The sequence below is a fragment of the Burkholderia crassaminum genome (assembly GCF_964265005.1).
Lineage (GTDB): Bacteria > Pseudomonadota > Gammaproteobacteria > Burkholderiales > Burkholderiaceae > Burkholderia.
In genome coordinates this window covers 1,760,771-1,786,734 of record NZ_OZ183800.1, presented here as the reverse complement: position 1 = coordinate 1,786,734, position 25,964 = coordinate 1,760,771, and the positions used below count along the sequence as shown (strand labels likewise).

Genomic DNA, 25,964 nt, shown 5'->3' with positions numbered 1-25,964 from the left:
AGCCGGGTGCCGCCGTCAGCCGTGATCGCGGGGCGGGGAAGGGACATGCGGCGCGCGGCGCTTGTGCTCTCCGGACGGCTCGGCGGGGTCGATACGGGTCGCGCCGCCAACGGCGGGCGGGTCGCTGGCCGGAAACGTCTCCTCGAGTCCCTCGTCGATGCGTTCCTCCGTCTTGTCTGCGGGCGGTGGGCGCGACGTGGCGAGCCAGAGCAGTCCGGCAGCCGGTGACACGGCCTCGTGGCGGCCAGTGGCGTGAACGGTCATGATCGAACCTCCTTGGTCATTGATGCGGGCGCAAGCGCGGTGCCGGCGGCACGACGCTTGCTGCGTCGGCGTGGACGAGCGCGCATCGTGATGAATGCATCCAGGAAAAGGATACGTTACGACGCGAACGGATGCGGTGGCGATTTCTCCCACGTGCACGAGCGTTTTGACACATGGAAGCGCGAATCGCTGGTCTATCGGCCCGAGCGGCGTATGTTCGGCGGCAAGGACGAGGTACGCGTACTGAATGACACCGTCCACGACGGCCCCGCGCGCACGGTCGACGATGCCGCGTACGCCACCTATACGCACCGGGATGCGAGCCAGCAGCAGCTCGCGCTCGGACGGCTCGCCGACGGCTTCTCGCGGATGATGTCCAAGCGCAATCCGGCCGCACTGGCCGGCGACTATCACGTCGAGCGATTCTGATTCCACTACGCTTCACCGGTCGATCCAGGCGGACGGCAAAGTGCCCGCGCGCAGCGGGCGCTTTGCGTCTGCGTGTGTGTCGCGTAGGATGTCCGTTAATTCAGCGCGCGCTACGTTCGCGCCGCAGCCTGGTAGCCGCTGCAGCCGAAGGGGCGCAAAACGCTTTCCTTCAGGTTCGTTTCGCGCAACCGACGGGGACCGCCTTGATGACTGTTGCTCGCCCTTTGCTGTCGCCCGGCGCACGCCGGTTCGTTTCCGGCGTGTCGGCCTGCGCGGCGCTCGCCGCGGCCGGCGCCCGCGATGCGTCGGCCCAGACGCCTTCGCCGCTCGGCGAGTGGCAATACTCGGCGGGTGTGCCGCTCGAAAAACTGTACGACCCGAACATTTCCACCTGGGATATCAGCGTGGGCGCCGCGATGACGCTGCAGCCGCGCTATGCGGGCTCCGACCGTTATCGCGTGCTGGGTGGCCCGAATCTCGACGTCCGCTATCGCGACCTGTTCTTCCTGTCGACGGGCGAGGGGCTCGGCGCGAACGTGCTGCGCGGGCCGAACTGGCGCGTGAGCCTGTCCGTCGGTTACGACCTCGGGCGTCGTTCTGCCGACGATACCGAGCACCTGAACGGCCTCGACAACATCAACGCGGCGCCGGTGATGAAACTGGCGGCCGATTACGTGATCTCGAAGGAGTTTCCGCTCGTGCTGCGCGCGGATATCCGCCGCAGCATCGGTGGCTCGAACGGCTGGGTCGGCGATTTCTCCGCGTACATGCCGCTGCCGGGCAGCAACGAGCATTTCTTCTGGTTTGCGGGGCCGACCGTGTCGTTCGCCGATTCGCGCTACATGAACAGCTGGTTCGGCGTGAGCCAGGGCGCCGCCGCGCGCTCGGGGCTGCCGGCCTATTCGTCGGGAGCCGGGCTCAAGTCGTTCGGCGCGGGCGTGACCATGGCCTGGTTCGTGAACAAGCACTGGTTCGTCACGATCGACGGCGCGATCGAGCAGCTCGTCGGCCGCGCCGCGCGCAGCCCGATCACGCAGCAGTCGACCAACGGCGTGTTCGACATGTCGGTGAATTACCAGTTCTGACCGCGGCCGGGCAGCAGGGCGCCGATCGAGCATGGGGCATTTCCCGTCACATTTGATATGATTCCGACCTGTACAAATGTACAGTGATCAATCCCCGTGACGCCTGCTTCGCCGACGCCCCCGGCGTTTTACTACCTGACCAATTTCGAACGCGCGCTGGCCTGGCTCGGCGCGCGTTACGACGACCTGTTCGACGCGCACGAGCACGCGTTCGTACGGCAGTTTGCCGCGCTGCCGCAAACGTCGCGCGCGCTGCTCGTCCGGATGCTGATGCGCAACGGGTCCGACTTCCGCGCCAGCAAGCTCGTGTACGACGAAATCGGCTGCGCACTCGAAGCAGCCGCGCCGCTCGTCGAACTCGGCTGGGTCGATCCGGCGCCTGCGCTGACGCTCGACGAACTGTTCGCGCTGTCGACCAAGGCCGATCTGCTGCGGATCTTCCCGGCACTCGCCGCGCATGCGGGCGAGCGCAAGCCCGAATGGCTCGAACGGCTGCGGCCCGGGCACGACCTCGCGCAACCGCTCGACGCGTGGTGCGCGCAGGCCGGCGACCGCGTGCTGCGCGTGACGGTCGGCGCTCTGTGCGACCGGCTGCGCCTGATGTTCTTCGGCAATCTCCACCAGGACTGGAGCGAGTTCGTGCTCGCCGATCTCGGCGTGTTCCAGTACGAAAGCGTGCCGATCGCACCGTCGTCGCGCGCGTTCCAGCAGCGCGGCGACGTCGACGCGTATCTCGCGCTGCAGACGTGCCGCGAAGCGCTCGACGCATGGCCCGACGATCTGCCGTTCGACGAGCTGGTGCGCGCGATCGACGCGGTCGGCTGTGCGCAGCCGTGGCTCGCGACGCGTCGCGCGAAGCTGCTGTTCGCGCTCGGGCAGACGTGCGAGCGCCGGGCCGACTGGGCCGGCGCGCTCGACGCGTATGTGCGCAGCGCATGGCCCGGCAGTCGCCATCGGCGCATCCGCGTGCTCGAACGCTGCGGGCGTGACGACGATGCGCTCGCGCTGGCGCTCGATGCGCGCGGTGCTTTCGAGAGCGACGAGGAGCGCCAGCGTGTCGAGCGCATGCTGCCGCGCCTGCAGCGCCGGCTCGGCCAGCGCGTCGAACGCGCGGCCGCGACGGCGGACGTGCCGCGTGAAACACTCGTGCTCGCGCGCCCCGAAGCGTTCGTCAATGTCGAATTCGCGGTGCGAGACCATCTCGCGCAACCGGCTTCGCCGGTCCATTACGTCGAAAACACGCTGATCAATTCGCTGTTCGGGCTGCTGTGCTGGGAACCCGTGTTCGCCGCGGTACCGGGCGCATTCTTCCATCCGTTCCAGCGCGGCCCGGCCGACCTGCACGCGCCCGATTTCGCCGCGCGCCGTGCGGACGCGTTCGCCGCGTGCTTCGCGCAACTCGATTCGGGCGCCTATCGCGACACGATCCGCCGGCATTTCGCGACGAAGGCGGGGCTGCAATCCCCGTTCGTGTTCTGGGGCGTGCTAACCGACGAACTGCTCGATGAGGCGCTTGCCTGCCTGCCGCCCGCGCATTTGCGGCTGTGGTTCACGCGCCTGCTCGCGGATATCCGCAGCAACCGTTCGGGGCTCCCCGATCTCGTCCGCTTCTGGCCCGGCGAGCGCCGCTACGAACTCGTCGAGGTGAAAGGCCCCGGCGACCGCCTGCAGGACAACCAGACGCGCTGGCTCGCGTACTGCGTCGCGCATGGCATTCCGGTGCGCGTGATCGATGTCGAGTGGGCCAGTGCGGACGTCGCGCACGCCGAAGCGGCAGGCCTGTCCGCATGAGCTACGTCGTCGCGGTGCGGGCGATGTGCGAGTTCACCGCGCGGCGCGGCGATCTCGACTTGCGCTTCACGCCCGCGCCGACCGCGCTCGAAGGGATCGCCGGCCACGGAGCGGTCACCTCGAACCGCGGCGCACGCTATGAAACCGAGATTGCGCTGACGGGCACGTGGGGCACGCTCACTGTGCGCGGTCGCGCGGACGGCTACGATCCGGTGGCGAACCGCCTCGAGGAAATCAAGACCTTTCGCGGCAGCCTCGACGCGATGCCGGCCAACCACCGCGCGCTGCACTGGGCGCAGGCGAAGGTCTACGCGCACCTGATGTGCGACGCGCGCGGCCTCCCGGAAATCGACGTCGCGCTCGTCTACTTCGACATCGTGTCCGAGCGCGAGACGGTGCTGACGCAAACGCTGGGGGCGGCCGAGCTTGCGGCGTTCTTCGCCGAGCAGTGCGCGTGCTTCGTCGGCTGGGCCGAGCGCGAGACGGCCCACCGTGCGGCACGTGATGCGGCACTGCGCGCGCTCGCGTTTCCGCACGGGCAGTTCCGCAGCGGCCAGCGCGAGCTGGCGGTCGCCGTCTATCGCGCGGCCCGCGACGATCGTTGCCTGATGGCGCAGGCGCCGACCGGCATCGGCAAGACGCTTGGCACCGTGTTTCCGTTGCTGAAAGCGTGCGGCGAAGGCGAGCTCGACCACGTGTACTTCCTCACCGCGAAAACGCCCGGCCGCGCGCTCGCGCTCGAAGCGGCGGCGACACTCGGCGCCGGCACGCCCGCGCTGCCGCTGCGCGTGCTGGAACTCGTCGCGCGCGACAAGGCGTGCGAGCATCCCGACAGCGCGTGCCACGGCGAATCGTGTCCGCTCGCGAAAGGTTTCTACGACCGCCTGCCGGCCGCACGCGACGCGGCGATCGAGGCCGGGCTGCTCGACCGCGACACGGTGCGCGCGGCCGCGCTCGCGCACGACGTCTGCCCGTACTACCTGTCGCAAGAGCTCGCGCGCTGGTCCGACATGGTGATCGGCGACTACAACTACTACTACGACGGCAGCGCGATGCTGCACACGCTCGCGCAGCAGAACCAGTGGCGCGTCGGCGTGCTCGTCGACGAAGCGCACAACCTGCTCGATCGTGCGCGCAAGATGTACAGCGCATCGCTCGATCCGTTCGCATTCGCGGCCGCGCGCGAAGCCGCACCCGCGGCGCTGCGCAAGGCCTTCGACCGGCTCGCCCGCGCATGGGGCACGGTCAATCGCGCGCAGGCCGAGCGTTATGTCGCGTATCCGGAGATACCGGGCCCGATCGTGTCGGCCGTGCAGAACCTCGTCGCGGCGATCGGCGAACACCTGGCCGATGCGCCGCGCGCGAACGGCGACGCGCTGCTGCGGTTTCATTTCGAGGCGATCCAGTTCGGCGTGCTCGCCGAAGCGTTCGACAGCGCGTCGATCTTCGACGCGACGCTGCACGGCGAACCGATGCCGCGCCAGCCGGCGCTCGACGGCGTTGCTTCGACCGGCCGCCGGCGCCGCGTCCAGTCGACGCTCTGCGTGCGCAACGTGATTCCGGCCGGCTTTCTCGCACCGCGCTACGCAGCCGCGTGCGCGACCGTGCTGTTCTCGGGCACGCTGAGTCCGTTTCATTTCTACCGCGACACGCTCGGGCTGCCCGGCGACACGGGCTGGCTCGACGTCGACGGGCCGTTCCGCGCCGAGCAGCTGACGGTGCGCGTCGCGAGCCACGTGTCGACGCGCTGGCGCGACCGCGACCGTTCGCTCGAACCGATCGTGGACCTGATCGCCGCGCAATACGCGACGCGGCCCGGCAACTATCTCGGTTTCCTGAGCAGCTTCGACTATCTGGGGCGCGTGGTCGCGCTGATGCAGGCGCGGCACCCGGACGTGCCCGTCTGGGCGCAGGCGCCCGGCATGACCGAAAGCGAGCGCGACGCGTTTCTCGCGCGCTTCGACGCGGGCGGGCGCGGCGTCGGCTTCGCGGTGCTGGGCGGGGCGTTCTCGGAAGGTGTGGACCTGGTTGGCGAGCGGCTGATCGGCGCGTTCATCGCGACGCTCGGACTGCCGCAGGTCAACGACGTCAACGAGCAGATGCGGCGTGCGATGGACGCGCGCTTCGGCAACGGCTACGACTACATATACCTGTATCCGGGCTTGCAGAAGGTCGTGCAGGCGGCCGGGCGCGTGATCCGCACCGAGCACGACGAGGGCGTCGTGCATCTGATCGACGACCGTTACCGGCGGCGGGAGGTGCGGGATCTGCTGCCGCGGTGGTGGCGAATCGGGTAAGGGGAAAATCCCCGCGCGAGGATTACCGGTTTCGGCGCCGGGGCGTGACCCGTCGCGTAGCAATGAAGCGGCGCAGCAAGCATCGTCGAGCCCGTCCGGGGTGGGCGGCACACCAGCGCTACAGCACGTTCAACATCGCCAGCGCGGCTTCCTGCAGGTGCGGCAGTACGCGCCGCACGGCCGCGTCGGTCGTCTCCGCGCCGATCGGCATGTTCGTGCTCAGCGCGGCGACGACTTCGCCGTGACGGTTCTTCAGCGGCACCGCGATCCCGCGCACGCCGACCTGCAATTGCTGTTCGATCGCCGCGAAACCGGCGTCGCGTGCCTGGTCGACCTGTTCGAGCAGGCGCACCTTGTTGGTGATCGTGTGCGGCGTGAACGGCGGCAGTTCGGTGTCGTCGAGCCACGCGCGCACGGCTTCGCGATCGGGATGATGGGCGAGCAGCACGACGCCCGGCGACGTGAGCGGCGCCGGCACGCGCGCGCCGAGCACGAAGCCGGTCGTCATCACGCGCGACACGCCGTTGCGCGCAATGAACACGAGTTCCCAGCCGTCGAGCACGCTCACATACGCCGACTCGTTCAGCGACGCGCTCAATTGCTGCAGATAGGGCTGGACCGAGCGCGGCAGGCGCGCCGAATCGAAGTACGACCAGCCGACCCGCAGCACGCGCGGGGTGAGGCCGTACAGCTTGCCGTCGGTGTACACGTAGCCGAGCGATTCCAGCGTCAGCAGGTAGCGCCGCGCGGCCGTGCGCGTAAGGCCGGTGCGCGCGGCGGCCTGCGTGGGCGTCATGCGGGCGTGCTGGCTGTCGAACGCCTCGAGGATCGCAAGACCTTTTTCGAGGCCGGCGATCCAGTCGCGTCGATCGAGTTCGGGCTTTTTCATCGTCGGGGAAGGTGGCGCCTCGGTGCGCGGCAATCGCGCACGAATGGGCGATTATCGCGCAAATCGGATTGGCCGCGGCGCATGGCCGGGGCTTGTATGATTCGACGCTGGATGCGTGCCGCGAGCCTGGAACATGACCGTCTACGACAACCGATATCTCCTCGTGCCAATTGGCCGCCGTATTGCTCGCGGGGTTGCCCGCTGCGCCGTGTTGCTGGCGTTGGCGTCGCTGCCGGCGGCGCAGGCTTGGTCGGAGGCGCCGGCAACGCAGGACGCATGGACCGTGGCGGCAAGGCAGACGATCCTGCAGCGACTGCAAATGCCGGCCGGGTCGGGCCATCCGTCGTCCGGAACGGTCACGGCGCGCGTGCGTGCGCGGATTGGCCGCGACGGCGCGGTGACGCAGGTGGAAATCCTGCAGTCGTCGGGCCATGCGGATCTGGATCAGGCGGCGATGGCCGCGCTCCGGCGCGGGAACGTGCCCGCGTTCTCGCCGGACATGCCCGAGGATTCGATGCTGCTCAGTGTGCCGATCGTCTTCGATCTCGGCCCGGCACAACCGGATGCCGGCAACGGGCGGCGGTTCAGCGATGCCATGACGGGGCTGTCGTTCTCCGTACCGGCGCCGCTGCAGGTGGGAGAACGGCGTACGCGGCCGTCGATGCCATTGATCGTCGACGTGACGAATCCCGAACCGGTACCGCGCTATGCGGAGAAATCGGACAGCCTGTGCGCGGTGGCACTGAAGTCGCAATCCGCCGCGCTGGCTGACGTATCGCAGCGCGATCTGAATTCACCGGAGGCGATCGCCAACCTGAAGGCGTCGATCGAGTCGACGATTTCGATCTTCGGCGTGATCGAGCGCGTGACGCCGATCGACCTCGGCGGTGGCGTGAAGGGACAGGAAACCGTGTATTCGCCGAAGATCGGGCCCAATCATGAGCGCGTCAGGCTGTACATGGCGCTCGGCGATACACCGAACTACCGGATCAGCCTGACGTGCGCGACCTACGTGGAAGACATGCCGAAAGCGTTGCCGCTGTTCCGCAGCATCGCAGGGACGATTTCGCTGGCGAAGCCGCGCTAGAATCGCCGCCTCGACTGGAATACAACAATGAAAATTCGCGAATCCGTGTTGGCCGTGCTCGTCGCGGCCGTGCCGCTGCTTGCCGCGGCGAATCCTTCGTCCGGCACTATGCTCCCGAAGCCAACCGTCGACGTGCGAGCGTGGCCGCGCATGACGTCGCCGAAATTCGGCTGCTACGTCGAAACGACCTTCGGCTACCGTGACAAGCGCTTCAATTGCGCGCTGAAGAAGTACAGGAATACCGGCGATGCGTGCGGCAACACGAAGGCCTACAACGAAGGCCCGGCGTTCCCCGACCGGCTCGCGGCCAGCGTGCATCCGCTCGCGACGAAGGTCGAGCTGGACTGGGAGCACGGCGACCTGCAGATGGTCACCGTCACGCTCAAGGGGACGTGGAACGAAGCGGACGTGCGCAAGGCGTTCGGGCTGCCGCGCGCGGAAGGGCGCAAGCTGACCGAAGCAGAGTTGCGCTCGGCGCCGGACAACCTGATGGACACGAGTGTCCAGTATCCGTCGGCCCCGCTCGACGAAAGCCTGGCGAAGCGCCCGAGCAACCCCGCGCGCGGCACGACGGCCGTGATGCTCTACGGGTTCGACCACATGGGCGCCGGCGATGCCGATTGCGGGGGCGGTGAGTAACGCGGGAGAGGGCGGCGGGAGGAGGCGGCTGGTGTAGCCGCCAACCGGGTGCGGGTGGCGGTACGGCGCTCGTGTGGCGTGTGCCGTACCGTCAGGGTCTTACTCGCTGCTCGTCCATTCGACGTTCGCGCCGACCGAGCGCAGGTTCTCGACGAAATGCGGATGCGCGCGGCGGATCGGCAGCGCGTTCATGATTTCCGAGCGGCCTTCGATACTCGCGGCCACCATCAGCAGCGCGATTGCGACGCGGATGATGTACGGGCTCTCGACGCGAGCCGGCGTCAGTTGCAGCCCGCCGAACGTGATCAGCCGGTGTGGATCGGACAGCAGCACGTGCGCGCCGAACTTCGACAGTTCGCCGGACCAGCCGAGCGCACCGTCGTAGACCTTGTTCCAGAACATCGCGCTGCCTTCCGCGCGCACGCCGAGCGCGATGAAGATCGGCAGCAGGTCGACCGGCAGGTACGGCCACGGCGCGGCTTCGACCTTGGTGAGGATGTTCTGCGTGAACGGCCGGCGCACGCGCAGCGGGCCGTCGCGTTCCGCGCGCGACCAGCCGTCGCGGTGCGTGACGTTGACGCCGAACTTCGCGAACGTGCGGTCGATCAGCGGGAAGTGTTCGGGCGACGAGTTGCGCACCGTGATGTCGCCGCCCGTGATCGCGCCGAGCGCGAGGAACGTCGCGATCTCGTGGAAATCCTCGGCGAAGCGGAACTCGCCGCCGCCGAGCTTGCGGCCGCCCGTCACGCAGAGCCGCGATGTGCCGATACCCTCGATCGCGACGCCGATCATCGCGAGGAACTGGCAGAACTCCTGCACGTGCGGCTCGGACGCGGCGTTCATCAGCGTCGACGTGCCGTTCGCGGTGGTCGCGCACAGCGCGAAGTTCTCGGTGGTCGTCACCGACGCGTAGTCGAGCCAGTGATCATTGGCCGTCAGCGGGCCGTCGGTGCGGACGATCAGCGAATCGGGCGTGCGCTCGATGTGCGCGCCGAAGCGCTCGAACACCTCGACGTGCGGATCGATCTCGCGCACGCCGAGCGTGCAGCCTTTCACGTCGTTCTCGAGGCGCGCGACGCCGAAGCGCGCGAGCAGCGGCGGGATCAGCATGATCGACGAGCGCATCGCTTCCGGCAGCCGGTGGACGGCCGGATCGAATTTGGTGTTGCGATGGTGGAGTTCGAGCAGGCCCGTCGTGAAGTCGACCGACACGTCGCTGCCGAGCGTGCGGAAGATGTCGAGGATCTTGCGCACGTCGGTGATATCCGGCACGCCGATGAGGCGCAGCGGCTGATCGGTCAACAGGGTGGCGCACAGAATCGGCAGGACGGCGTTCTTGTTCGCGGACGGCTTGATGTCCCCGCGCAGCGGAGTGCCGCCGTGGACGATGAGATTCGACATGATATGGGGGCGTATCGGTGACTGACGTAGGCCCATATGATGCCATTGGTCGGCGGGCGGCGTGGAATGTTCAGAGGGGAGAAGGGGGAATCGGGGCGTGTGATTGACGGTGTTTGACGTTGGACGCGGGCGATATCGACAATCCACCCGTGAGACTGGCACGCAAAAATGAAAACAGCCAGCCGCGACGACTAGGATCGGATCGGTTTCTTATCTCGTAAAATCGAGACCGGACTCCCGAATGCGGCCCTTCATGTCGACACCAACACCAAAATCCCCCGTACCTGACAACGTTTCTGCAAATGCCGACGGGCGGCCGTGGACGCACGAGGAACTCCGTGCTTCAGTCGACGAATATCTCAAAATGCTCGAAAGCGAGCGCGCTGGGCAGCCCTACGTCAAGAAGGTCGTGTACGACAGGCTGGCCGGGCAGTTCAATCGCACGGCGAAAGCGTTCGAGTATCGGATGCAGAACATTTCGTATGTGCTGGCGCTGATGGGCCGCCAATGGCTTCCCGGACTCAAGCCCGCGAAAAACGTCGGCTCGCACGGCGTGCTGATCGAGCAATTCATCAACGAACTGGGGCAGCGGCCGGCTGCTCCGGCCGTTAAATTCGAACTCGACGTGCGCGACGCGTTGAAAAAGGCGCAGATTGCACCGCCGCCGGGAAACGCGAATCCTGCCGCCACCAGTGCGACCGTGACCCAAATTCGCCGCGACCCATTGGTCAAGGCTTGGGTACTGACGCAAGCGAACGGGACTTGCGAATGCTGTAGCGAGCCCGCGCCGTTCAAGGGAGCGGATGGGCTGCCGTACTTGGAAGTGCACCATGTCCGCAAGCTGGCGGAGCTGGGCCCCGATCTTGTGTCGAATACGGTGGCCGTTTGCCCAAACTGCCACCGTGAGCTGCATTACGGCGAGAACGCCAGACAACTCGTCGAACGCCTTTACGCACGTTTGCCGCGCCTGGTTCGCGCGTAACGGGCGACGCGCGTGACCAGTGTTACTGCGCTGCCCGCATCCGCGCGGCGACGACCAGCGAGATCAGGCAGCCCACCGCGAGATAACCGGCTACGAGGTGCCACGAGCCGCCGGCGACACTGACGAGGCCGACCGCGATGAACGGCGTGAACCCGCCGCCGACCACGCTCGCGAACTGGTAGCCGACGCCCGCGCCGCTATAGCGGTATTCGGCGCCGAACAGCTCGGTGAACAGCGGCTGCTGGACGCTCACGACCATGTCGTGCGCAGCGTTCGCCAGCAGGATCGAGAAGATCACGATCCACGCGATCGACCGCGCCTCCAGCGCGAGGAAGAACGGCACCGCGGACGCGACGCCGATCAGCGCGCCGATCAGGTAGATGCGGCGCAGGCCGTAGCGGTCGGCCAGCCACGCGAAACACGGGATCGTCACGCAGCTCACCGCGCCCACCAGCAGCCCGATGTTCAGGAACAGGTCGCGCGACATGCCGAGGTTCGTCGTCGAATAGCTGAGTGCGAACGCGGTGACGATATACATCGTGAACAGTTCGGCGAGGCGCAGCGCAATGATCAGCAGGAACGCCTTCGGATGGCGCGTCAGTGCCTCCAGCACCGGCAGGCGCAGCTTGCGGTTGCCGTGCTCGACCTTCTCGACGAACTCCTGCGATTCGTCCATGTTCTTGCGCACCCACAGCCCGATCAACACGAGCACGATGCTGAACACGAACGGCAGGCGCCAGCCCCACGACTTGAACGCGGCCTCGCCGAGCGTGTGGCTCAGGATCGACACGATGCCCGTGGCCAGCACGAGGCCGACGCCGTAGCCGACCTGCACGCCGCTGCTGTAGAACGCCTTTTTGTGCTTCGGCGCGCTTTCGACGGCCATCAGTGCCGCGCCGCCCCATTCGCCGCCGACCGCGAAACCCTGGATCGCGCGCATCAGCACCAGCAGCACGGGCGCCCACCAGCCGATCGTCGAGAACGCCGGCAGCAGGCCGATCGCGACCGTCGACAGCCCCATCAGCATCACCGTGAGGACCAGCATCCGCTTGCGGCCGAGCCGATCGCCGTAGTGGCCGAACACGACGCCGCCAAGCGGCCGGAACAGGAAGCCGACGCCGAAGGTCGCGAACGCCGCGAGCGTGCCCATCGTCGGGCTGACTTTCGGGAAGAACTCGGAATTGAATACCAGCGCGGCGACGATCCCGTACAGCAGGAAGTCGTACCAGTCGACAACGGCGCCGACGAAGCTGCCGATCGCGGCCTTGCGCGCCTGGCTGCGTATGCGGGCACTGGCGGCGGCATCGAGGGTGTCGAAGGTTGGGGTCATGACGGTGTCTCCTGGCACGGCGCATCGAGGAATCGTGGCGGCGCCGCGTCCGATGCTGCATTGAAATCGATGAGTGAACGGAGAATAGGGCGCGCGCCGCATGGCGGCAATTGGCCAATCGGATAAAGTGCGCGATTATCGTTCAAATCCGTGCGATTATCGGACGCTTTTCGGGTTTGCACTAAGCGGCGTGGCGATATCCCGTTCGGTCAGGGTGTGCCGCCGTGAACGATCTGGTTAAAATCTGCAGCATTGATAACTCGCCCGTTCGGGGCGGATGCGCGGTCGCCACGTTGGCCGCGCATGCCGCACGCAGCGGGCGCCGTCCCCATCGAACGCATGCCCCCGGAGACTGGAATGCCCGGCAATTCCCACCCCCTGTCCAGCGATACGCCGCCCGTTGCCGATCCGGCTGCCAATCCGCTCGGGATGGCCGGCCTCGAATTCGTCGAATTCGCGGCGCCCGTGCCCGAGGCGCTCGCGCAGCGCTTCGAGCAGCTCGGGTTCAAGGCAATCGCACGGCATGTCAGCAAGAACGTCACGCTCTATCGGCAAGGGCAGATGCATTTCCTGATCAACGCCGAGCCCGATTCGTTCGCCGCGCGCTATGCGGAGGAATACGGGATGGGCGTCTGCGCGATCGGGCTGCGCGTGGCCAGCGCCCGGCGCGCGTTCGAGCGTGCGATCGAGCTCGGCGCGTGGGCGTTCGAAGGCGAGAAGGTCGGGGTCGGCGAGCTGAAGATCCCGGCGATCCAGGGCATCGGCGATTCGCACCTCTATTTCGTCGACCGCTGGCGCGGGCGCGACGGCCAGCGGGGCGGCGTCGGCGACATCTCGATCTTCGACATCGATTTCCGGCCCATCGACATCGCGACCGCGCATACCGATCTCGATTGCGTGGGCGTCGGCCTGCAGCAGGTCGATCATTTCACGCAGACCGTCGGCGCGGGGCGCATGCGGGAGTGGCTGGATTTCTACCACGACCTGCTGCATTTTCGCGAGATCCACGAAATCGACGCGCACTGGCATGTGTCGGAGGAATCGCGCGTGATGGTGTCGCCGTGCGGCGCAGTGCGGATTCCGGTCTACGAGGAAGGCACGCGGCGCACCGAGCTGATGCACGCGTACCTGCCCGATCATCCGGGCGAGGGCGTGCAGCACGTCGCCCTGGCCACCGACGACATCCTGTCGTGCGTCGATGCGCTGCGTGTGAACGGCGTCGAATTCATCGAGCCGCCGGCTCGCTATTACGACGACGTCGACGCGCGGCTGCCGGGGCACGGTGTCGATCTCGACGCGCTGCGCCGCCGCGCGGTGCTGGTCGACGGCGAGATCGGCAGCGACGGCGTGCCGAGGCTGTTCTTCCAGACCTTCGTCAAGCGCCGGCCCGGCGAGATCTTCTTCGAAATCGTGCAGCGCAAGGGGCACCACGGGTTCGGGGAAGGGAATCTCGCGGCGCTCGCCCGCGCACGCGACGCCGGCTGAGCGGCGCTGGCGCCCGCATCCTGCGTCATACGTCCCGCGCCCCACGTCCCGCGCTAACCCTCACGCGCCGGCGGCCGGCATTCGGTTCGGCGCGGGGTCGTTCGGCTCACGCAGGATGCACGCGGTGCCGCCCGGCGTGTACATCGACACGACACAGCGGTTGCACGACGTGCAGCCCGACTGCGCGAGCCGGCCGTCGCGCAGCCCGTTGACGAAATCCGGCTCGAACACGAGCGCGCGGGCGAGCGCGACCGCATCGAACCCTTCGCGCATCGCCAGCTCGACGTTCCCGCGCGAGCGTACGCCGCCGAGGTAAGCGAGCGGCATCCTGACGGACGCGCGCACCTTCCTCGAGTGCTCGAGGAAATACATCTCGCGAAAGGCGCCCATCTTCGGCTCGGTGAGTTTCTGCAGCGCCATCGCCGCGCGCACGATCGCGTTGTCGGCGTTCGCGCGCGCGTCGCCGGGCAACGGGCTGCCGAACAGCTGCCACACCGATTCGACGTTCATCCCGCCACTGAGCACGAGCAGGTGCGCGCCTTCGGCTTCGAGCCGCCGCGCGATTTCGCATGCGTCGTCGGCCGTTCCGCCGCCGCGCACGCCTTCGGTTACACCGATCTTGCAGACGACGGCGAGATCGCGGCCCACCGCGTCGAGCACGCGGCGCAGCACATCGACCGGGAAAGCGGCGCGCCGTGCCGCGTTGCCGCCGTACGCATCACGGCGGCGGTTGTACAGCGGTGACAGGAACTGGCTGAGCAGATAGCCGTGCCCCATGTGGATCTCGACCGCATCGAAGCCGGCGTCGCGCGCATGGCGTGCGGCCTGCGCAAATTCGTCGGCGACGGCCGACATCTGGTCGCGCGTCATCGCCTGCTTCAGAAAGCGGCCGCTCATCACGCCGACCTTGTTGAAACCGCCCGATGCGCTCAACGGCCGCTTGGTCGACAGTGACGGCAGGAACGTGAAGCAGCCGCCGTGTGTGATCTGAGCGGATGCGGCTGCGCCATGGCGATGGACGGCGTCGGTCAGCGCGCGGAACTGGCGAACCGTCGGCACGTCGAGCCGCGCCTGGTCGACGAACGTGCGGCCGTCGTCGCTGATCGCGCAGTACGCGACGGTCGTCAGCGCGGCGCCGCCTTCGGCGATGCGTTCGTGAAAGCGGACGAGCGCGCGCGACGGCACGCCGTTCGGCGTCATGCCCTCGTTGGTCGCAGACTTGATCAGGCGGTTGCGCAACGTCAGCGGGCCGATCTGCAGCGGGCTGAACGCGGTCGTGAGGTTGGCGGATTCCATGAGGGGGCGGGCGTCGGGAATGGGCACGGCGACCATTGTGCGACGGTGGTGCAGGCGCGCATCGTCCGGGTGGACGAGCCGACGGCGGCGATGGCGAGCCGGTGTGCAGACTGGGGGCTCCTCGGGGTCGGCCTCACGCCCCGCGAACTTCGTCATCCGGCAGGACGCGTTGCTGGCTGCGTCCGCTTCGGCGTCGCCAGCGAGGCGGCCTCACGCCCCGCGAACTTCGTCATCCGGCGGGACGCGTTGCCGTCTGCGTCCGCTTCGGCGTCGCCAGCGGGGCGGCCTCACGCCCCGCGAACTCCGTCATCCGGCAGGACGCGTTGCTGGCTACGTCCGCTTCGGCGTCGCCGGGCCGGGCCGGACGATCCGTCGAATCCGCGCATTGAAGCGCCGAATCGGGCTCTCAATCCTGGCCAGTGCTGGCCAATGCGCCAGCGCAACCCGTTCCTGACGAGATCCCGATTCAGTGCTTCGAAGCGATTCATCAGACGCTCGAGTCAAGCCCGCCCCAAACCCGACCGCACCCCATCGACCCGTCACGCGAGATCGCCTGCCCGGAGCTTGCGAACCTGCCGACGCATGCCATCGAAGATCGCATCCGCCACATCCATCGGAAAATCCGCCGGGATCTGCGCCGCGGCTTCGGCGATCGCGGGTTCCGTGCGTGCGACGACGGCCGCCATCGCGGCGCGCACGTCGTCTTCGGTCAGGCCGACGCGCCGGCCCTGCGCGATCCAGTGGCGCGGCTGGATCTCGCCGATCACGTAGTGCCGGTTCTTCCCGCACACGGCCATCGCCAGCCGCGCGCGGCGCGGCGGAAGCTGGTTGCGGCGCGTGCCGATGATCGGGTGCGCGGACAGCACGTCGTACAGCGGCGTGCTGCGATACGTGTTGCCGGGCAAGTGCGCGATGCTGAAGTTCTTCGCATGCCCGTCGATCGCCGCGAGCACCCAGAACACGAGCTGCGCGACGAAGAAATTCAGCCGGTCGTGCGCGGCGTCGGCCGAATTCGCGAGGATGCCCATGATCGTGTCGATGCCCGGGCCGCCGTCGGACTCGTATTTCGCGCCCGACGGCGTGCCGGTCGCCTGGCACATGTCCTCCTGCGGCAACCGCAGGATCCACGTACGGTCGCGCGAAGCACGCCGGTCGAAACGCTCGACGATCAGCGCCTTCTGGTCGTCGAACCGGCCGATTTCGCACGGCGCGACCGGCAAACCGTACGCGGCGACGAGCTTCGAGCACAGCCATTCGTTTTCGACGGACGTCCGCATGTCGGCCTGCATGTTCCCGACACGCCCGAGCGGCAGCTTGAAGATGTGCGTCGTCGGCGTGCTGCCCGACGGCCGCAGCCAGCGGCTGCCCTGACGCAGCAACGCGGTCTTTTCCTGCGCGCCGGCAATCGACAGGCGCAGGTCGCCTTCCGGCTCCGCGCGGCCGGGCATCGGTGCGGCGGTTGCGTGGCGAAGAACATCGGCGACGGCGGCGTCGTCGAGCGTCACGCCGTCGATCGTCTCGAGATCGATGGGCGTTTCGTCGGGCGGCAGCATCTGGATCGCGCCGACGCAATCGCGGCCGATCGACGCGAGCAGTTCGAACGGCGCCGTCGACCGGAGCCGGTAACGCTGCGCGATGCGGCGGCGGATCGGCTCGCTGTCCGGCAGCAGGTTGTCGAAGTAGTCGGCGACGATCGTGCCCTGGTGCGGCTGGTTGCCGGGCGTGAAGGGCAGCGACAGCGACAGCGGCCGCCCCTGTGGATCGTCGAGCCAGGCCGGCAGGTAGACGAGCCGCTCGACGCCGCGCCGGATTTCCCAGTAGCCGACCGGAATGCCGTTCATCCACAGGTCGAGCCGGTCGTGACGGGCACGCGTGGCCATCGTCACCAGTCCTCCCGCTTCGACACCCGTGGCTTGCCGGGTGCTGCCGACGCGGGCCGCTTGCGCGCGGCGCCGGCCGTGGGTTGGACTGGATTTTTGGCGGCCGTGGTGCTGCGCGCCGCATCCGGCTTGCGTTTGCTCGCGGCGGGTTTGCGAACCGCCGGCACCGCATCGGGAGCGGGAGCAGGATCGGCCGATTCCGCCGATTCGTCCTGCGTGCCCAGCGCGAGCGTCATGCGAACGCCGAGCGTGTTCAGCACCTTGAAGAGCCGCTCGATGCTGACCGCCGACGGATTGGCTTCGAGCTGCGCGTAGGATTGCTGCGTGACGCCCAGGCGGGCGGCCAGTTGCGCCTGCGTGAGCCCCGCGGATTTCCGGAAACCGACGAGTATCGGACGCAGCTGGGTCAAGGTCTGGACAGGAAAGGCCATCGGGCGCTCCGCGGGATGACAGGCGATCGTTTGTAATCTGAAAATACAATCTACAGCATGTATTGTCAAAATACAAACCTGAGACTGTATTCAACAAAAACAAACGATAGCCTGTCAAGCAGGCAACCCGCCAGCCATCCCGCGGCAACGCGTCACGCCGCCCGCAGCGGGTTCGCGTGCGCGCCTCGCGCGCTTTCCGGATCGTCGTCGCCGAGCGGAATGAACGCCATGATCTCCAGGTCGTGCCCCGACAGCGCGGGCAGCCGGAACGGGCTCGACAGCACGTTCAGCCGCCGCACGCCGAGCTCGCGCAGGATCTGCGAGCCGATCCCCGTCACGCGCCCGTCGCGGCGCGCATTGCCGGCCGGCACCCGCATCGCGTCGCCGCGCATGTCGCAGTCGAGCAATACCGCCACCCCGCAGCCGGCCGCGTCGATCCGTTGCAGCGCGGCATGCAGGGGCCACGAATGCGCGGACGGCTCCGCATCGAGCAGGTCGAGCAGCGAGTGGCATTCGTGCACGCGCGTCAGCACCGGCGTTGACGGATCGGGCTCGCCGCGCACGAGCGCGAGATGCGGCGCGCCGTGCACGGTGTCGCGATACTCGATCGCGCGAAAGCGTCCCCACGGCGTATGCAGCGGCCGCTCGCCGATGCGTTCGACGAGCGATTCGTGTTCGCGCCGGTAATGGATCAGGTCGGCGATCGTGCCGATCTTCAGCCCGTGATGCGCGGCGAACGCCTTCAGCTCGGGCAGCCGCGCCATCGTGCCGTCGTCGTTCATCACCTCGCAGATCACCGATGCGGGCGTGAGCCCGGCGAGCGCCGCGAGATCGCAGCCGGCCTCGGTGTGCCCCGCGCGCACGAGCACGCCGCCCGGGCGTGCGGCGATCGGAAACACGTGGCCCGGTTGCACGAGATCGTCGGGGCGCGCGCCGGATCGCACCGCCGCGCGAATCGTATGCGCGCGATCGGCCGCCGAAATGCCGGTCGTCACGCCTTCGGCTGCCTCGATGCTGACGGTGAACGCGGTGCCGAACGGCGTGCCGTTGTGATCGGCCATCGGCGGCAGCCTCAGTTGCTGGCAGCGCTCGGCGGTCAGCGTCAGGCAGATCAGCCCGCGCCCGAAACGCGCCATGAAATTGATCGCTTCCGGCGTCACGTGATCGGCCGCGATCACGAGATCGCCTTCATTCTCGCGATCCTCTTCGTCGACGAGCAGGACCATCCGGCCCGCACGCAGCTCGTCGACGATCTCCAGCGTGCCGGCGAGTGTCATGGTGCCTCCGTCGCGTCGAACGCGCGGCGCAGTGCGTCGGCGCCGAAGGTCAACACGCTTTCGGCCGCATCGACCGCACCGAGCATGCTCGCGAAACCGTGAAGCTGGCCCGGCCAGCGCACGAGGGTCACCGGCGTGCCGGCCTGTGCGAGACGCAACGCATACGCTTCGGCCTCGTCGCGCAGCGGATCGAATTCGGCGCTGACGATCGTCGCCGGCGCCGCGCCCGCGAGGTCGGGCGCGGCGAGCGGGCTTGCAAGCGGCGACGCGCGATCGGCGCCGTCGTCGAAATAGTGGTGCTTGAACCAGCGCATCATGTCCGCCGTCAGGAAATAGCCGTTGCCGAGCGTTTCGTACGACGGATGCTCGGTCGCGCAATCGACGACCGGATACAGCAGCAACTGGTGCGCGATCGCGAGGCCCGAGCCACGCAACTGCAGCGCGGCGACCGCCGCAAGATTACCGCCGGCGCTGTCGCCGGCGACCGCCAGCGCGCCGGCGCGTGCGCCCAGATCGCGCGCACTGGCGGCGGCCCAGCGCACGGCGTCGCATGCGTCGTGCGCGGCGGCCGGGAAACGCGCCTCGGGCGCGAGCCGGTAGTCGACCGACAGCACGAGCGTGCGCGCACGGGCCGCGAGGCTGCGACACAGGTTCGCGTGCGAATCGATGCCGCACGACACGAAGCCGCCGCCGTGGAAGAACACGGTCAGCGGCAACGGCCCGTCGGCCACGGGGCGATACAGCCGTGCGGACAACTGACGGCCCGCTGCGGGAATCTGCCAGTCCTCTTCGGCGGCGACGGCATCGCCCGGGGCGAACGCGCCGCCGGCGGCAAGACTCGCGCGATACGCGGGAACGGTGAGCTGCGCGAAATCGATCGCGGGTGCCTGGGCGAACGCGGCGAGCAGCGCCTGCGCCTGTGGGTCGAGCGGCATGGGAACTCCTGTCTGAATCGGATTCGGTTTGAATCAGGTAAACCCGTGTCACGGTTTTCCCTGAGTCCGCGCCGGACGCTTGCCGGCACGGCCTGACGGGCATTCCAGCGCAGCGGGCAGGGCGCCACATCATCCGATCGGACGATGGTTGGTTCGCACGGATGGCCAATTCTCACCATTCAGTGAATCTCCCGATGACGCCGGAATTTAGACGCGTCTTAATCATGGCGGCGCGGTTGAGTCGCGCCGGAAACATGTCGTATGGAGGATGGAGCGTGCTGATGGAGACGAGATGGGCTCCGCAAGAGAGCCAGGCAACCAGTGACGAGGCCGATATCGGCGTCGCGGATTTCAGCGAGCTGATGGCGCGCATCTACCAGGGGCCGCTGGAGACGCCGCCGTGGGCCGGTGCGCTCGAACTGGTCCGCCGCTGGCTGCACGCGAACTACGTGACGCTGATCCTGCGCGCGGCCGCGAGCGACCGCCGCGCGCCGCTGTCGGTGCATGCATCGGAGTTCGGCCCGGTCGTCCCGGGCGACGGCCAGGCGGCTTACAACGATTACTACTATTCGCTCGACCCGTTCGTCGGCCTGCCGGCCGATCGCGTTGTCACGGTCGACGACGTGTTCGGCGACACCGGCTGGCTGTCGAGCGAGTTGTACAAGCAGTTCCTGAAGCCGCAGGACGTGCGCTATATCCTCGGCGCCGACCTGCGCACGCCGTCGGGCGTCGAGTGCCGGTTCCGCGTGTGCCGCAACCATGCGTCGAAGCAGTTCTCCGCACGCGACAAGGCGATCTGCGCGCTGCTGCTGCCGCACCTGAAGCGTGCGATCGAACTGCATTCGCGGCTCGACTCGGCCGAGGTCGAACGGTCGATCTATGCGAACGCGATCGACCGGATGCAGGTCGGCACGATCGCGCTCGACGAGAACGGCACGATCATCGACATGAACAGCGTCGCCGACGAGATCCTCAAGCAGAACAACGGTCTGACGATTGCGCGCGGCACGATCGAGGCGACCGACGCGCAGGAGAACCGCACGCTCAAGCGGCTGATCCGCCACGCGGTGATGGGGCACCACGGCACGGCCGCGGCGACCGTCGAGGCGATGCCGATCACGCGCAGCTTCGACAAGCCGCGCCTCGGGCTGCTGGTGCGCACGGTGCTGCTGTCCGACTGGTCGGAGGACAACAAGCGGCGCCCGGCCGTCACGCTGTTCCTGCGCGACCCCGACCGCAAGCCGGAGGGCGCACAGGAAATCATCCGCAAGCTGTTCGACCTGACGCCCGCCGAGACGTCGCTCGCGCTGCTGCTGACGAACGGGCTGACGCTCGAGGAGGCTGCGGAGGAATCGGGGATCAGCAAGAACACGGCGCGCACGCACCTGCGCGCGATCTTCTCGAAGACAGGCGTCACGCGCCAGGCGACGCTCGTGCGGATTCTGCTCGGGAGCGTCGTGCCGCTGGGGTAAGCGACAGCCGACGCAGATCCATCGGAACCGGCCGCATTCGTCTGGCGATACATCGGCAACGGTCGACGTGGCACGTGGCACGTGTCACTTGCCGCGCGGCGGAGACGACATCATGCAAAAGAGGCTCGCACCCGCGCGAGCCTCTTCTTCATTCAACGCAGCAGCCTGCGGAGACCGGATGCCCGACACACGGCGATGCCGGGCGCGTTCACGACCCGCGCGTGGAGCGATCCGCCCATGACGCCAGCGCCGGCCACTGCGCGCAACCGCGCCGGATGAAACCGGCGCCCGTGCGGATCACCAGTGCGCCGATCGCGAGCGCGGCCAGATCGTCAAGACGGCCGAACCCGACCCATGCCGCGCTCATCGCGAGCGCCGCCAGCAACGACGACAGCGCATCGGTCCGGACATGCCAGCCGCTCGCCTCGAGCAGCGCGGAGCCCGTTTCGCGCGCCTTGCGCAGCATCCAGTGCGACAGCACGGCCTTGCCGGCGAGCGTAACGGTAACGAGCGCGAGCGTCGTCGCGCCCGGCTGCACGGCGGGCGGCGTAGCGAACCGGTTCATCGCGTGCCAGATCATCTGCGCGCCGGTCGCAACGAGCAACGCGCCGAGGCCCGCGAGCGCAAGCGGCTCGTAGGTCGGGCGCCGCTCCGGCGGCAGGCGTGCGTCGAGCCGGCACGCAACGAGGATCAGCGCATCGGCCGCGAGATCGATCGCCGCGTGCGCGACATCCGCGAGCAGCCCCGACGAATGTGCGGACCACGCCGCGACCGTCTCGACGGCGAGCAGCAGCAGGTTGATCGCGAGGCTGACGGCGAGGGCGCGGGACGTGGCCGTATAAACGTGGGGCGTGGCGCGCGACGTGCGCTGCATGGCGGATTCGTCTGTCGATAGCGTGGGTCAGACCCGAACGCTACCGGGCGACGGTGGCAGATCGGTGACACGGGCGGAATCGCCGAATCCGCGCGGGATGCGTATGCACGTGTCCGGGCCGCCCGCCGAAATGGCGACGCGCCGCGAAGGCGACTGGCCGCACCGTGTCCCGCGCAACCTGCCAACCTCCACCGCGCCCCCCATCGTCCGCGGCTTCTCCCTTTCGTCGAAATCGTCGATGCGGCCGCGCCCGTTTCAGCTCAAAGCGTCTCGATCGCCAGCGCGATGCCCTGGCCGCCGCCGATGCACAGCGTGACGATGCCGCGCTTGATGCCATCGCGCCGCATCGAGTGGATCAGGCGCGTCGTCAGCACCGCGCCCGTCGCGCCGATCGCATGGCCGTGCGCGATCGCGCCGCCTTCGACGTTGACGATTTCCTCGGCGATGCCGAGCTGGCCGGCCACCGCGATCGGCACGACCGCGAACGCTTCGTTGATCTCGAAACGCTCGACGTCGGCCACCGCCCAGCCCGCCCGCTCCAGCGCGATCTTCACGGCCGGCACCGGGCCGAGCCCGAACATGCCGGGCTCGACCGCGGCCACGCCGAACGCAACCAGCCGGGCGCTCGGCGCGATGCCGTGCGCATCGGCGAACGCACGATCGGCCACCAGCATCGCGGCTGCGCCGCTGTTCAGGCCCGGCGCATTGCCCGCGGTAATCGTGCCGTCCGGGCGGAACGCGGGCTTCAGTTTCGCGAGCGCTTCGAGCGTCGTGTCGGGGCGCGGCGTCTCGTCGCGCGCAAACGCGACGCGCGCCTTGCGCTGCAGGACCTCGACCGGCACGAGTTCGGCGTCGAACTTGCCGTCCGCCAGCGCGGTGGAAAAGCGCTGCTGCGAGCGGAGCGCCCAGCGATCCTGGCGGTCCCGCGAGATGTCGAGCTGGCTCGCGAGATCCTCGGTATGCCAACCCGAATGCTGGTCGGAAAACGCATCGACGAGGCCGTCGCGCAGCATGCTGTCGCGGATCGGCGCGTCGCCCATCCGGTACCCCCAGCGTGCGCCGTCGAGCAGGTACGGCGCGCGCTCCATGCTTTCCATGCCGCCGGCGATCGCTGCGTTCGCGTAACCCAGCAGGATCTCCTGCGCGGCATTGACGACCGCCTGCGCGCCGGAGCCGCAGACACGGTTGACCGTCAGCGCCGGCACCTTGACCGGCAGGCCCGCGCCGATGGCGGCTTGCCGGGCGGGGTTCATCTTGTTGCCGGCCTGGATCACGTTGCCCAGCACGACCGTGTCGATCGCCGCGCCGTCGAGGCCGCTGCGCCGCAAGGTTTCGCGCACGGCAATCGCCCCGAGTTCGGTGGCCGGGGTGTCCTTCAGGGCGCCGTTGAACGTGCCAATCGGTGTCCGGACGGGATGGCAGATGACGATTTCGCGTGTACTCATGATGCATTCCTGGATCGCGTTGCAAGCTGCGCGGACGAGTCAATTGCGAACGGGGCACGCCGCGCCATTCGCGTCGCCGGTTCGATTGCGCCGTGACGCCGGCAGGACCGCCGACGCCGCGCAACGCGGCCGCCTCCGATGCCCGGATCACGCGCCGCCATGTGACTGAACGGTATCTATGCATATGCATACTGTCAACGGGGGCTTTGCGCGCGAGATGAAGGGACAGGGCGTGTGGAGCAGGCGGAACGGCGCGTTCGCCCGTTGCCGCCGGTCGACGGCGGCAGGGCGATGTCAGTCGCCTGACGTGGCGCGGCCGGTCAGCGCTGCGCGTCCGCCGACGGCAGCAGCGCGGCGAAGCGATCCGCGAGCGTCGGGCGCGACCGCGCGGGCCAGATCGCGCTGAGTTCGAACCGCGGCAGCGCTCCGCCATCGCGGATGGTGCTGTAGGCGACGCCTTCGAACGCGAAGGTATGGATCGAATGCGGCAGCAGCGACACGCCGCACCCGGCGGCGACGCACGAGATCACGGTCAGCGTGCGGTTCACGTCGAGCACGATGTCGACCGGGTGTCCGGCCTGCCGGAATGCACTCAGGATGCCCGCGCGGATCAGCGGCAGCTGGTCGTGCGGAAACCATACGAGACCGGTGCCGGCGAGGTCCTGCAGCGTGACCGTGCCGTCGGGCTGGCGCCGGAAATCCTTCGGCAACACGGCGACGAGCGGGTCGCGCCGGATCAGCTTCTCGCGCATCCGGCCATTGACCGCGACCGGCGTATGCAGCAAGCCGATGTCGATCTCGCCGCGCTCGAGCGCGATCGCCTGTTCGGCATTGCTCATTTCGCGCATCACGAGCTCGACGTCGGGCGTGTTTTCGCGCAGCGCGCGGATCGCGCGCGGCAGCGTGTCGAACAGCGCGGCGCTGACAAACCCGATCGTCAGGCGCCCGGCGCGCTGCGCGCCGATCTCGCCGGCCCGGTGTGCGGCTGCGTCGAGGCGCGCGAGGCTCAGGCGCAGGTCGTCGACCATCGCCAGGCCGGCCGCCGTCAGCGTGGCCCCGCGCCGCGAGCGGTCGAACAGCCGCACGCCCAGCTCCTTCTCCATCCGGTTCAGCGCCTGGCTGAGCGCCGGCTGCGCAATGCCGAGCTCGTTGGCCGCGCGCGTGAAGCTACCCGTATCGACGATCGCGAGGAAGTAGCGAACGTGCCTGATTTCCATAAGCTCACGTTATGAATAATTATTCAAAACATGGTAGCGAATTATCGCCACGCTTCATAGGATGCTCATCGGGCCACAACATCCGGCGCATGACGACGGAACGACCACACGAGGAGACCTGCATTGAACTGGACCCGCGAGCTCTCGACGACCGAACGGCGCACGTTGCGCGGCTGCTTTGCCGGCTGGGCGCTCGACGGGCTCGACACGCAGATGTTCAGCCTCGTGATCCCCGCGCTGCTCACGACCTGGGGCATCGGCAAGGGGCAGGCCGGCCTGATCGGCGGCGCGACGCTCGTGGCGGGCGCGCTCGGCGGGCTGCTGGCCGGCGTGATCGCCGACCGCTACGGGCGCGTGCGTGCGCTGCAGATCACCGTGTGCTGGTTCTCGCTGTTCACGTTCCTGAGCGCATTCGCGCAAAACTTCGAGCAGTTGCTGGTGCTGAAGGCGCTGCAGGGGCTCGGGTTCGGCGGAGAGTGGACCGCCGGCGCGGTGCTGCTCGCCGAAACGGTCGGCGCGCGCCATCGCGGCAAGGCGATGGGCATCGTGCAGAGTGCCTGGGGCTTCGGCTGGGGCGGCGCCGTGCTGCTGTACATGCTGGTGTTCGCCTGGCTGCCGGCCGAATGGGCGTGGCGCGTGCTGTTCGCGATCGGCGCGCTGCCCGCGCTGCTGGTGCTGTATATCCGTCGCGCGATTCCGGAGCCGCCGCGCGCGACGCCGGCCGACGCGACGGCGCAGGCAAAGGCGAGCGCAGACGAAGGGCCGACGATCGGCATCTTCGACCGCTCCGTCGTGCGCGCGACGGTCGTCGGCGGGCTGATCGGCGTCGGTGCGCATGGCGGCTATCACGCGATTACGATCTGGCTGCCGACCTACCTGAAGACCGAGCGGCATCTGTCGGTGCTGGGCACCGGCGCGTATCTCGCGGTCGTGATCGTCGCGTTCATCTGCGGCTGCTTCCTCAGCGCGTACCTGCAGGACCGGATCGGCCGCCGCCGCAACGTGATGCTGTTCGCCGCGTGCTGCGCGGTGATGGTGAACCTGTATGTGTTCCTGCCGCTGAACGACATCGCGATGCTGCTGCTCGGTTTTCCGCTCGGGCTGTTCTCGGCCGGCATCCCGGCGACGCTCGGCACGCTCTTCAACGAGCTTTACCCGCGCAACGTGCGCGGCCGCGGCGTCGGCTTTTGCTACAACTTCGGCCGCATCGCGTCGGCCGGCTTCCCGGTGCTGGTCGGGCGGATGGGCGAGTCGCTGCCGCTCGGCACGGCACTCGGCATCGACGCGGGCATCGCGTACGGGCTGGTCGTGATCGCGGTGTGGTTCCTGCCCGAAACGCGCAGCCGGCGGCTGTCCGACGCGGCGCCGGGCGGCGAAGCGGATGCCGAAACCCGGCCGCGCGCCGAGGCGTCGCTGTAGGGTTCACCGCCTCCCGTCATCGAATCGCCCGGCGCAGCG

The 25,964-nt window shown here is 68.3% G+C and carries 22 protein-coding genes; 10 read left to right on the top strand and 12 right to left on the bottom strand.

Annotated features, from left to right (window positions below; genetic code table 11):
• Positions 1 to 15: 15 nt before the first annotated feature.
• Positions 16 to 264, bottom strand: coding sequence for a hypothetical protein (locus tag ACPTTF_RS25005; protein WP_423368649.1), 249 nt, complete (start codon positions 262 to 264; stop codon positions 16 to 18).
• Positions 265 to 354: 90 nt separating this feature from the next.
• On the opposite strand from ACPTTF_RS25005, the gene ACPTTF_RS25000 reads away from it, so the two are divergent.
• The 4 genes from ACPTTF_RS25000 (at position 355) to ACPTTF_RS24985 (ending at position 5,866) form a co-directional block, all read left to right on the top strand.
• Positions 355 to 693 (top strand): hypothetical protein, encoded by a 339-nt coding sequence (locus ACPTTF_RS25000; RefSeq protein ID WP_423369874.1) that lies wholly within the window; start codon positions 355 to 357, stop codon positions 691 to 693.
• Positions 694 to 899: 206 nt separating this feature from the next.
• Positions 900 to 1,778 (top strand): MipA/OmpV family protein, encoded by an 879-nt coding sequence (locus ACPTTF_RS24995; RefSeq protein ID WP_423368648.1) that lies wholly within the window; start codon positions 900 to 902, stop codon positions 1,776 to 1,778.
• A 96-nt stretch (positions 1,779 to 1,874) separates the two neighbouring features.
• Positions 1,875 to 3,569, top strand: coding sequence for a VRR-NUC domain-containing protein (locus ACPTTF_RS24990; protein WP_423368647.1), 1,695 nt, complete (start codon positions 1,875 to 1,877; stop codon positions 3,567 to 3,569).
• Entirely contained in the window at positions 3,566 to 5,866 is a 2,301-nt protein-coding gene (locus tag ACPTTF_RS24985; RefSeq protein ID WP_423368646.1) for an ATP-dependent DNA helicase, read from the top strand. Before ACPTTF_RS24990 ends, ACPTTF_RS24985 begins: the two co-directional genes overlap by 4 nt.
• Before the next feature lie 118 nt (positions 5,867 to 5,984).
• Here the strand turns inward: ACPTTF_RS24985 and ACPTTF_RS24980 are convergent, their stop codons facing one another.
• Positions 5,985 to 6,755 carry an IclR family transcriptional regulator domain-containing protein gene (locus ACPTTF_RS24980; RefSeq protein ID WP_423368645.1) on the bottom strand — a complete coding sequence of 257 codons (771 nt, stop codon included), beginning with the start codon at positions 6,753 to 6,755 and terminating at the stop codon, positions 5,985 to 5,987.
• A 133-nt stretch (positions 6,756 to 6,888) separates the two neighbouring features.
• Between ACPTTF_RS24980 and ACPTTF_RS24975 the strand changes: the two genes are divergently transcribed.
• On the top strand, positions 6,889 to 7,842 hold the full coding sequence (locus ACPTTF_RS24975) for an energy transducer TonB (protein ID WP_423368644.1): 954 nt from the start codon (positions 6,889 to 6,891) through the stop codon (positions 7,840 to 7,842).
• Positions 7,843 to 7,869: 27 nt separating this feature from the next.
• The gene (locus ACPTTF_RS24970) at positions 7,870 to 8,481 is read left to right on the top strand and encodes a hypothetical protein (protein WP_423368643.1); all 612 of its coding nucleotides are present in this window, start codon (positions 7,870 to 7,872) and stop codon (positions 8,479 to 8,481) included.
• Between the two features lie 99 nt (positions 8,482 to 8,580).
• On the opposite strand, the gene ACPTTF_RS24965 is transcribed toward ACPTTF_RS24970, so the two are convergent.
• Positions 8,581 to 9,882, bottom strand: coding sequence for a UDP-N-acetylglucosamine 1-carboxyvinyltransferase (locus tag ACPTTF_RS24965; protein ID WP_060359039.1), 1,302 nt, complete (start codon positions 9,880 to 9,882; stop codon positions 8,581 to 8,583).
• Between the two features lie 253 nt (positions 9,883 to 10,135).
• Between ACPTTF_RS24965 and ACPTTF_RS24960 the strand changes: the two genes are divergently transcribed.
• A complete protein-coding gene (locus ACPTTF_RS24960; protein WP_423368642.1) occupies positions 10,136 to 10,864 on the top strand; it encodes an HNH endonuclease in 729 nt (242 codons plus the stop codon).
• 22 nt (positions 10,865 to 10,886) lie between these two features.
• On the opposite strand, the gene shiA is transcribed toward ACPTTF_RS24960, so the two are convergent.
• The gene (gene shiA / locus ACPTTF_RS24955) at positions 10,887 to 12,194 is read right to left on the bottom strand and encodes a shikimate transporter (protein ID WP_166952651.1); all 1,308 of its coding nucleotides are present in this window, start codon (positions 12,192 to 12,194) and stop codon (positions 10,887 to 10,889) included.
• 357 nt (positions 12,195 to 12,551) lie between these two features.
• On the opposite strand from shiA, the gene ACPTTF_RS24950 reads away from it, so the two are divergent.
• On the top strand, positions 12,552 to 13,679 hold the full coding sequence (locus ACPTTF_RS24950; protein WP_166952648.1) for a 4-hydroxyphenylpyruvate dioxygenase family protein: 1,128 nt from the start codon (positions 12,552 to 12,554) through the stop codon (positions 13,677 to 13,679).
• Positions 13,680 to 13,739: 60 nt separating this feature from the next.
• On the opposite strand, the gene ACPTTF_RS24945 is transcribed toward ACPTTF_RS24950, so the two are convergent.
• From ACPTTF_RS24945 to ACPTTF_RS24925, 5 genes are all read right to left on the bottom strand, one after another.
• On the bottom strand, positions 13,740 to 14,975 hold the full coding sequence (locus ACPTTF_RS24945; RefSeq protein ID WP_423368641.1) for an NADH:flavin oxidoreductase: 1,236 nt from the start codon (positions 14,973 to 14,975) through the stop codon (positions 13,740 to 13,742).
• Between the two features lie 539 nt (positions 14,976 to 15,514).
• A complete protein-coding gene (locus ACPTTF_RS24940) occupies positions 15,515 to 16,855 on the bottom strand; it encodes a type II toxin-antitoxin system HipA family toxin (protein WP_423368640.1) in 1,341 nt (446 codons plus the stop codon).
• A gap of 2 nt (positions 16,856 to 16,857) precedes the next feature.
• Positions 16,858 to 17,286, bottom strand: coding sequence for a helix-turn-helix domain-containing protein (locus ACPTTF_RS24935; RefSeq protein ID WP_423368639.1), 429 nt, complete (start codon positions 17,284 to 17,286; stop codon positions 16,858 to 16,860).
• Between the two features lie 152 nt (positions 17,287 to 17,438).
• Positions 17,439 to 18,563: a bifunctional 3,4-dihydroxy-2-butanone-4-phosphate synthase/GTP cyclohydrolase II gene (gene ribBA, locus ACPTTF_RS24930; RefSeq protein ID WP_423368638.1), complete on the bottom strand. Its 1,125-nt coding sequence runs from the start codon at positions 18,561 to 18,563 to the stop codon at positions 17,439 to 17,441.
• Positions 18,560 to 19,498 carry an alpha/beta hydrolase gene (locus ACPTTF_RS24925; RefSeq protein ID WP_423368637.1) on the bottom strand — a complete coding sequence of 313 codons (939 nt, stop codon included), beginning with the start codon at positions 19,496 to 19,498 and terminating at the stop codon, positions 18,560 to 18,562. The genes ribBA and ACPTTF_RS24925 overlap by 4 nt, the downstream gene beginning before the upstream one ends.
• A 281-nt stretch (positions 19,499 to 19,779) precedes the next feature.
• On the opposite strand from ACPTTF_RS24925, the gene ACPTTF_RS24920 reads away from it, so the two are divergent.
• Complete coding sequence (locus ACPTTF_RS24920) at positions 19,780 to 20,970, top strand: helix-turn-helix transcriptional regulator (RefSeq protein ID WP_423368636.1); 1,191 nt, start codon at positions 19,780 to 19,782, stop codon at positions 20,968 to 20,970.
• Between the two features lie 208 nt (positions 20,971 to 21,178).
• Here ACPTTF_RS24920 and ACPTTF_RS24915 read toward each other — a convergent pair whose 3' ends face one another.
• From ACPTTF_RS24915 to ACPTTF_RS24905, 3 genes are all read right to left on the bottom strand, one after another.
• Positions 21,179 to 21,844: a cation diffusion facilitator family transporter gene (locus ACPTTF_RS24915; RefSeq protein ID WP_423368635.1), complete on the bottom strand. Its 666-nt coding sequence runs from the start codon at positions 21,842 to 21,844 to the stop codon at positions 21,179 to 21,181.
• 260 nt (positions 21,845 to 22,104) lie between these two features.
• On the bottom strand, positions 22,105 to 23,289 hold the full coding sequence (locus ACPTTF_RS24910; RefSeq protein ID WP_423368634.1) for a thiolase family protein: 1,185 nt from the start codon (positions 23,287 to 23,289) through the stop codon (positions 22,105 to 22,107).
• A gap of 320 nt (positions 23,290 to 23,609) precedes the next feature.
• Complete coding sequence (locus ACPTTF_RS24905) at positions 23,610 to 24,506, bottom strand: LysR family transcriptional regulator (protein ID WP_423368633.1); 897 nt, start codon at positions 24,504 to 24,506, stop codon at positions 23,610 to 23,612.
• A gap of 123 nt (positions 24,507 to 24,629) precedes the next feature.
• Between ACPTTF_RS24905 and ACPTTF_RS24900 the strand changes: the two genes are divergently transcribed.
• Entirely contained in the window at positions 24,630 to 25,925 is a 1,296-nt protein-coding gene (locus ACPTTF_RS24900) for an MFS transporter (protein ID WP_423368632.1), read from the top strand.
• Positions 25,926 to 25,964: the final 39 nt, after the last annotated feature.

What these genes read in the sequence shown, in the direction of transcription:
- ACPTTF_RS25005 (WP_423368649.1), bottom strand. Translation starts at nt 264, where the DNA reads ATGACCGTTCACGCCACTGGCCGCCACGAGGCCGTGTCACCGGCTGCC.
- ACPTTF_RS25000 (WP_423369874.1), top strand. Translation starts at nt 355, where the DNA reads ATGAATGCATCCAGGAAAAGGATACGTTACGACGCGAACGGATGCGGT.
- ACPTTF_RS24995 (WP_423368648.1), top strand. Translation starts at nt 900, where the DNA reads ATGACTGTTGCTCGCCCTTTGCTGTCGCCCGGCGCACGCCGGTTCGTT.
- ACPTTF_RS24985 (WP_423368646.1), top strand. Translation starts at nt 3,566, where the DNA reads ATGAGCTACGTCGTCGCGGTGCGGGCGATGTGCGAGTTCACCGCGCGG.
- ACPTTF_RS24980 (WP_423368645.1), bottom strand. Translation starts at nt 6,755, where the DNA reads ATGAAAAAGCCCGAACTCGATCGACGCGACTGGATCGCCGGCCTCGAA.
- ACPTTF_RS24975 (WP_423368644.1), top strand. Translation starts at nt 6,889, where the DNA reads ATGACCGTCTACGACAACCGATATCTCCTCGTGCCAATTGGCCGCCGT.
- ACPTTF_RS24970 (WP_423368643.1), top strand. Translation starts at nt 7,870, where the DNA reads ATGAAAATTCGCGAATCCGTGTTGGCCGTGCTCGTCGCGGCCGTGCCG.
- ACPTTF_RS24965 (WP_060359039.1), bottom strand. Translation starts at nt 9,882, where the DNA reads ATGTCGAATCTCATCGTCCACGGCGGCACTCCGCTGCGCGGGGACATC.
- ACPTTF_RS24960 (WP_423368642.1), top strand. Translation starts at nt 10,136, where the DNA reads ATGTCGACACCAACACCAAAATCCCCCGTACCTGACAACGTTTCTGCA.
- shiA (WP_166952651.1), bottom strand. Translation starts at nt 12,194, where the DNA reads ATGACCCCAACCTTCGACACCCTCGATGCCGCCGCCAGTGCCCGCATA.
- ACPTTF_RS24950 (WP_166952648.1), top strand. Translation starts at nt 12,552, where the DNA reads ATGCCCGGCAATTCCCACCCCCTGTCCAGCGATACGCCGCCCGTTGCC.
- ACPTTF_RS24945 (WP_423368641.1), bottom strand. Translation starts at nt 14,975, where the DNA reads ATGGAATCCGCCAACCTCACGACCGCGTTCAGCCCGCTGCAGATCGGC.
- ACPTTF_RS24940 (WP_423368640.1), bottom strand. Translation starts at nt 16,855, where the DNA reads ATGGCCACGCGTGCCCGTCACGACCGGCTCGACCTGTGGATGAACGGC.
- ACPTTF_RS24935 (WP_423368639.1), bottom strand. Translation starts at nt 17,286, where the DNA reads ATGGCCTTTCCTGTCCAGACCTTGACCCAGCTGCGTCCGATACTCGTC.
- ribBA (WP_423368638.1), bottom strand. Translation starts at nt 18,563, where the DNA reads ATGACACTCGCCGGCACGCTGGAGATCGTCGACGAGCTGCGTGCGGGC.
- ACPTTF_RS24925 (WP_423368637.1), bottom strand. Translation starts at nt 19,498, where the DNA reads ATGCCGCTCGACCCACAGGCGCAGGCGCTGCTCGCCGCGTTCGCCCAG.
- ACPTTF_RS24920 (WP_423368636.1), top strand. Translation starts at nt 19,780, where the DNA reads ATGGAGACGAGATGGGCTCCGCAAGAGAGCCAGGCAACCAGTGACGAG.
- ACPTTF_RS24915 (WP_423368635.1), bottom strand. Translation starts at nt 21,844, where the DNA reads ATGCAGCGCACGTCGCGCGCCACGCCCCACGTTTATACGGCCACGTCC.
- ACPTTF_RS24910 (WP_423368634.1), bottom strand. Translation starts at nt 23,289, where the DNA reads ATGAGTACACGCGAAATCGTCATCTGCCATCCCGTCCGGACACCGATT.
- ACPTTF_RS24905 (WP_423368633.1), bottom strand. Translation starts at nt 24,506, where the DNA reads ATGGAAATCAGGCACGTTCGCTACTTCCTCGCGATCGTCGATACGGGT.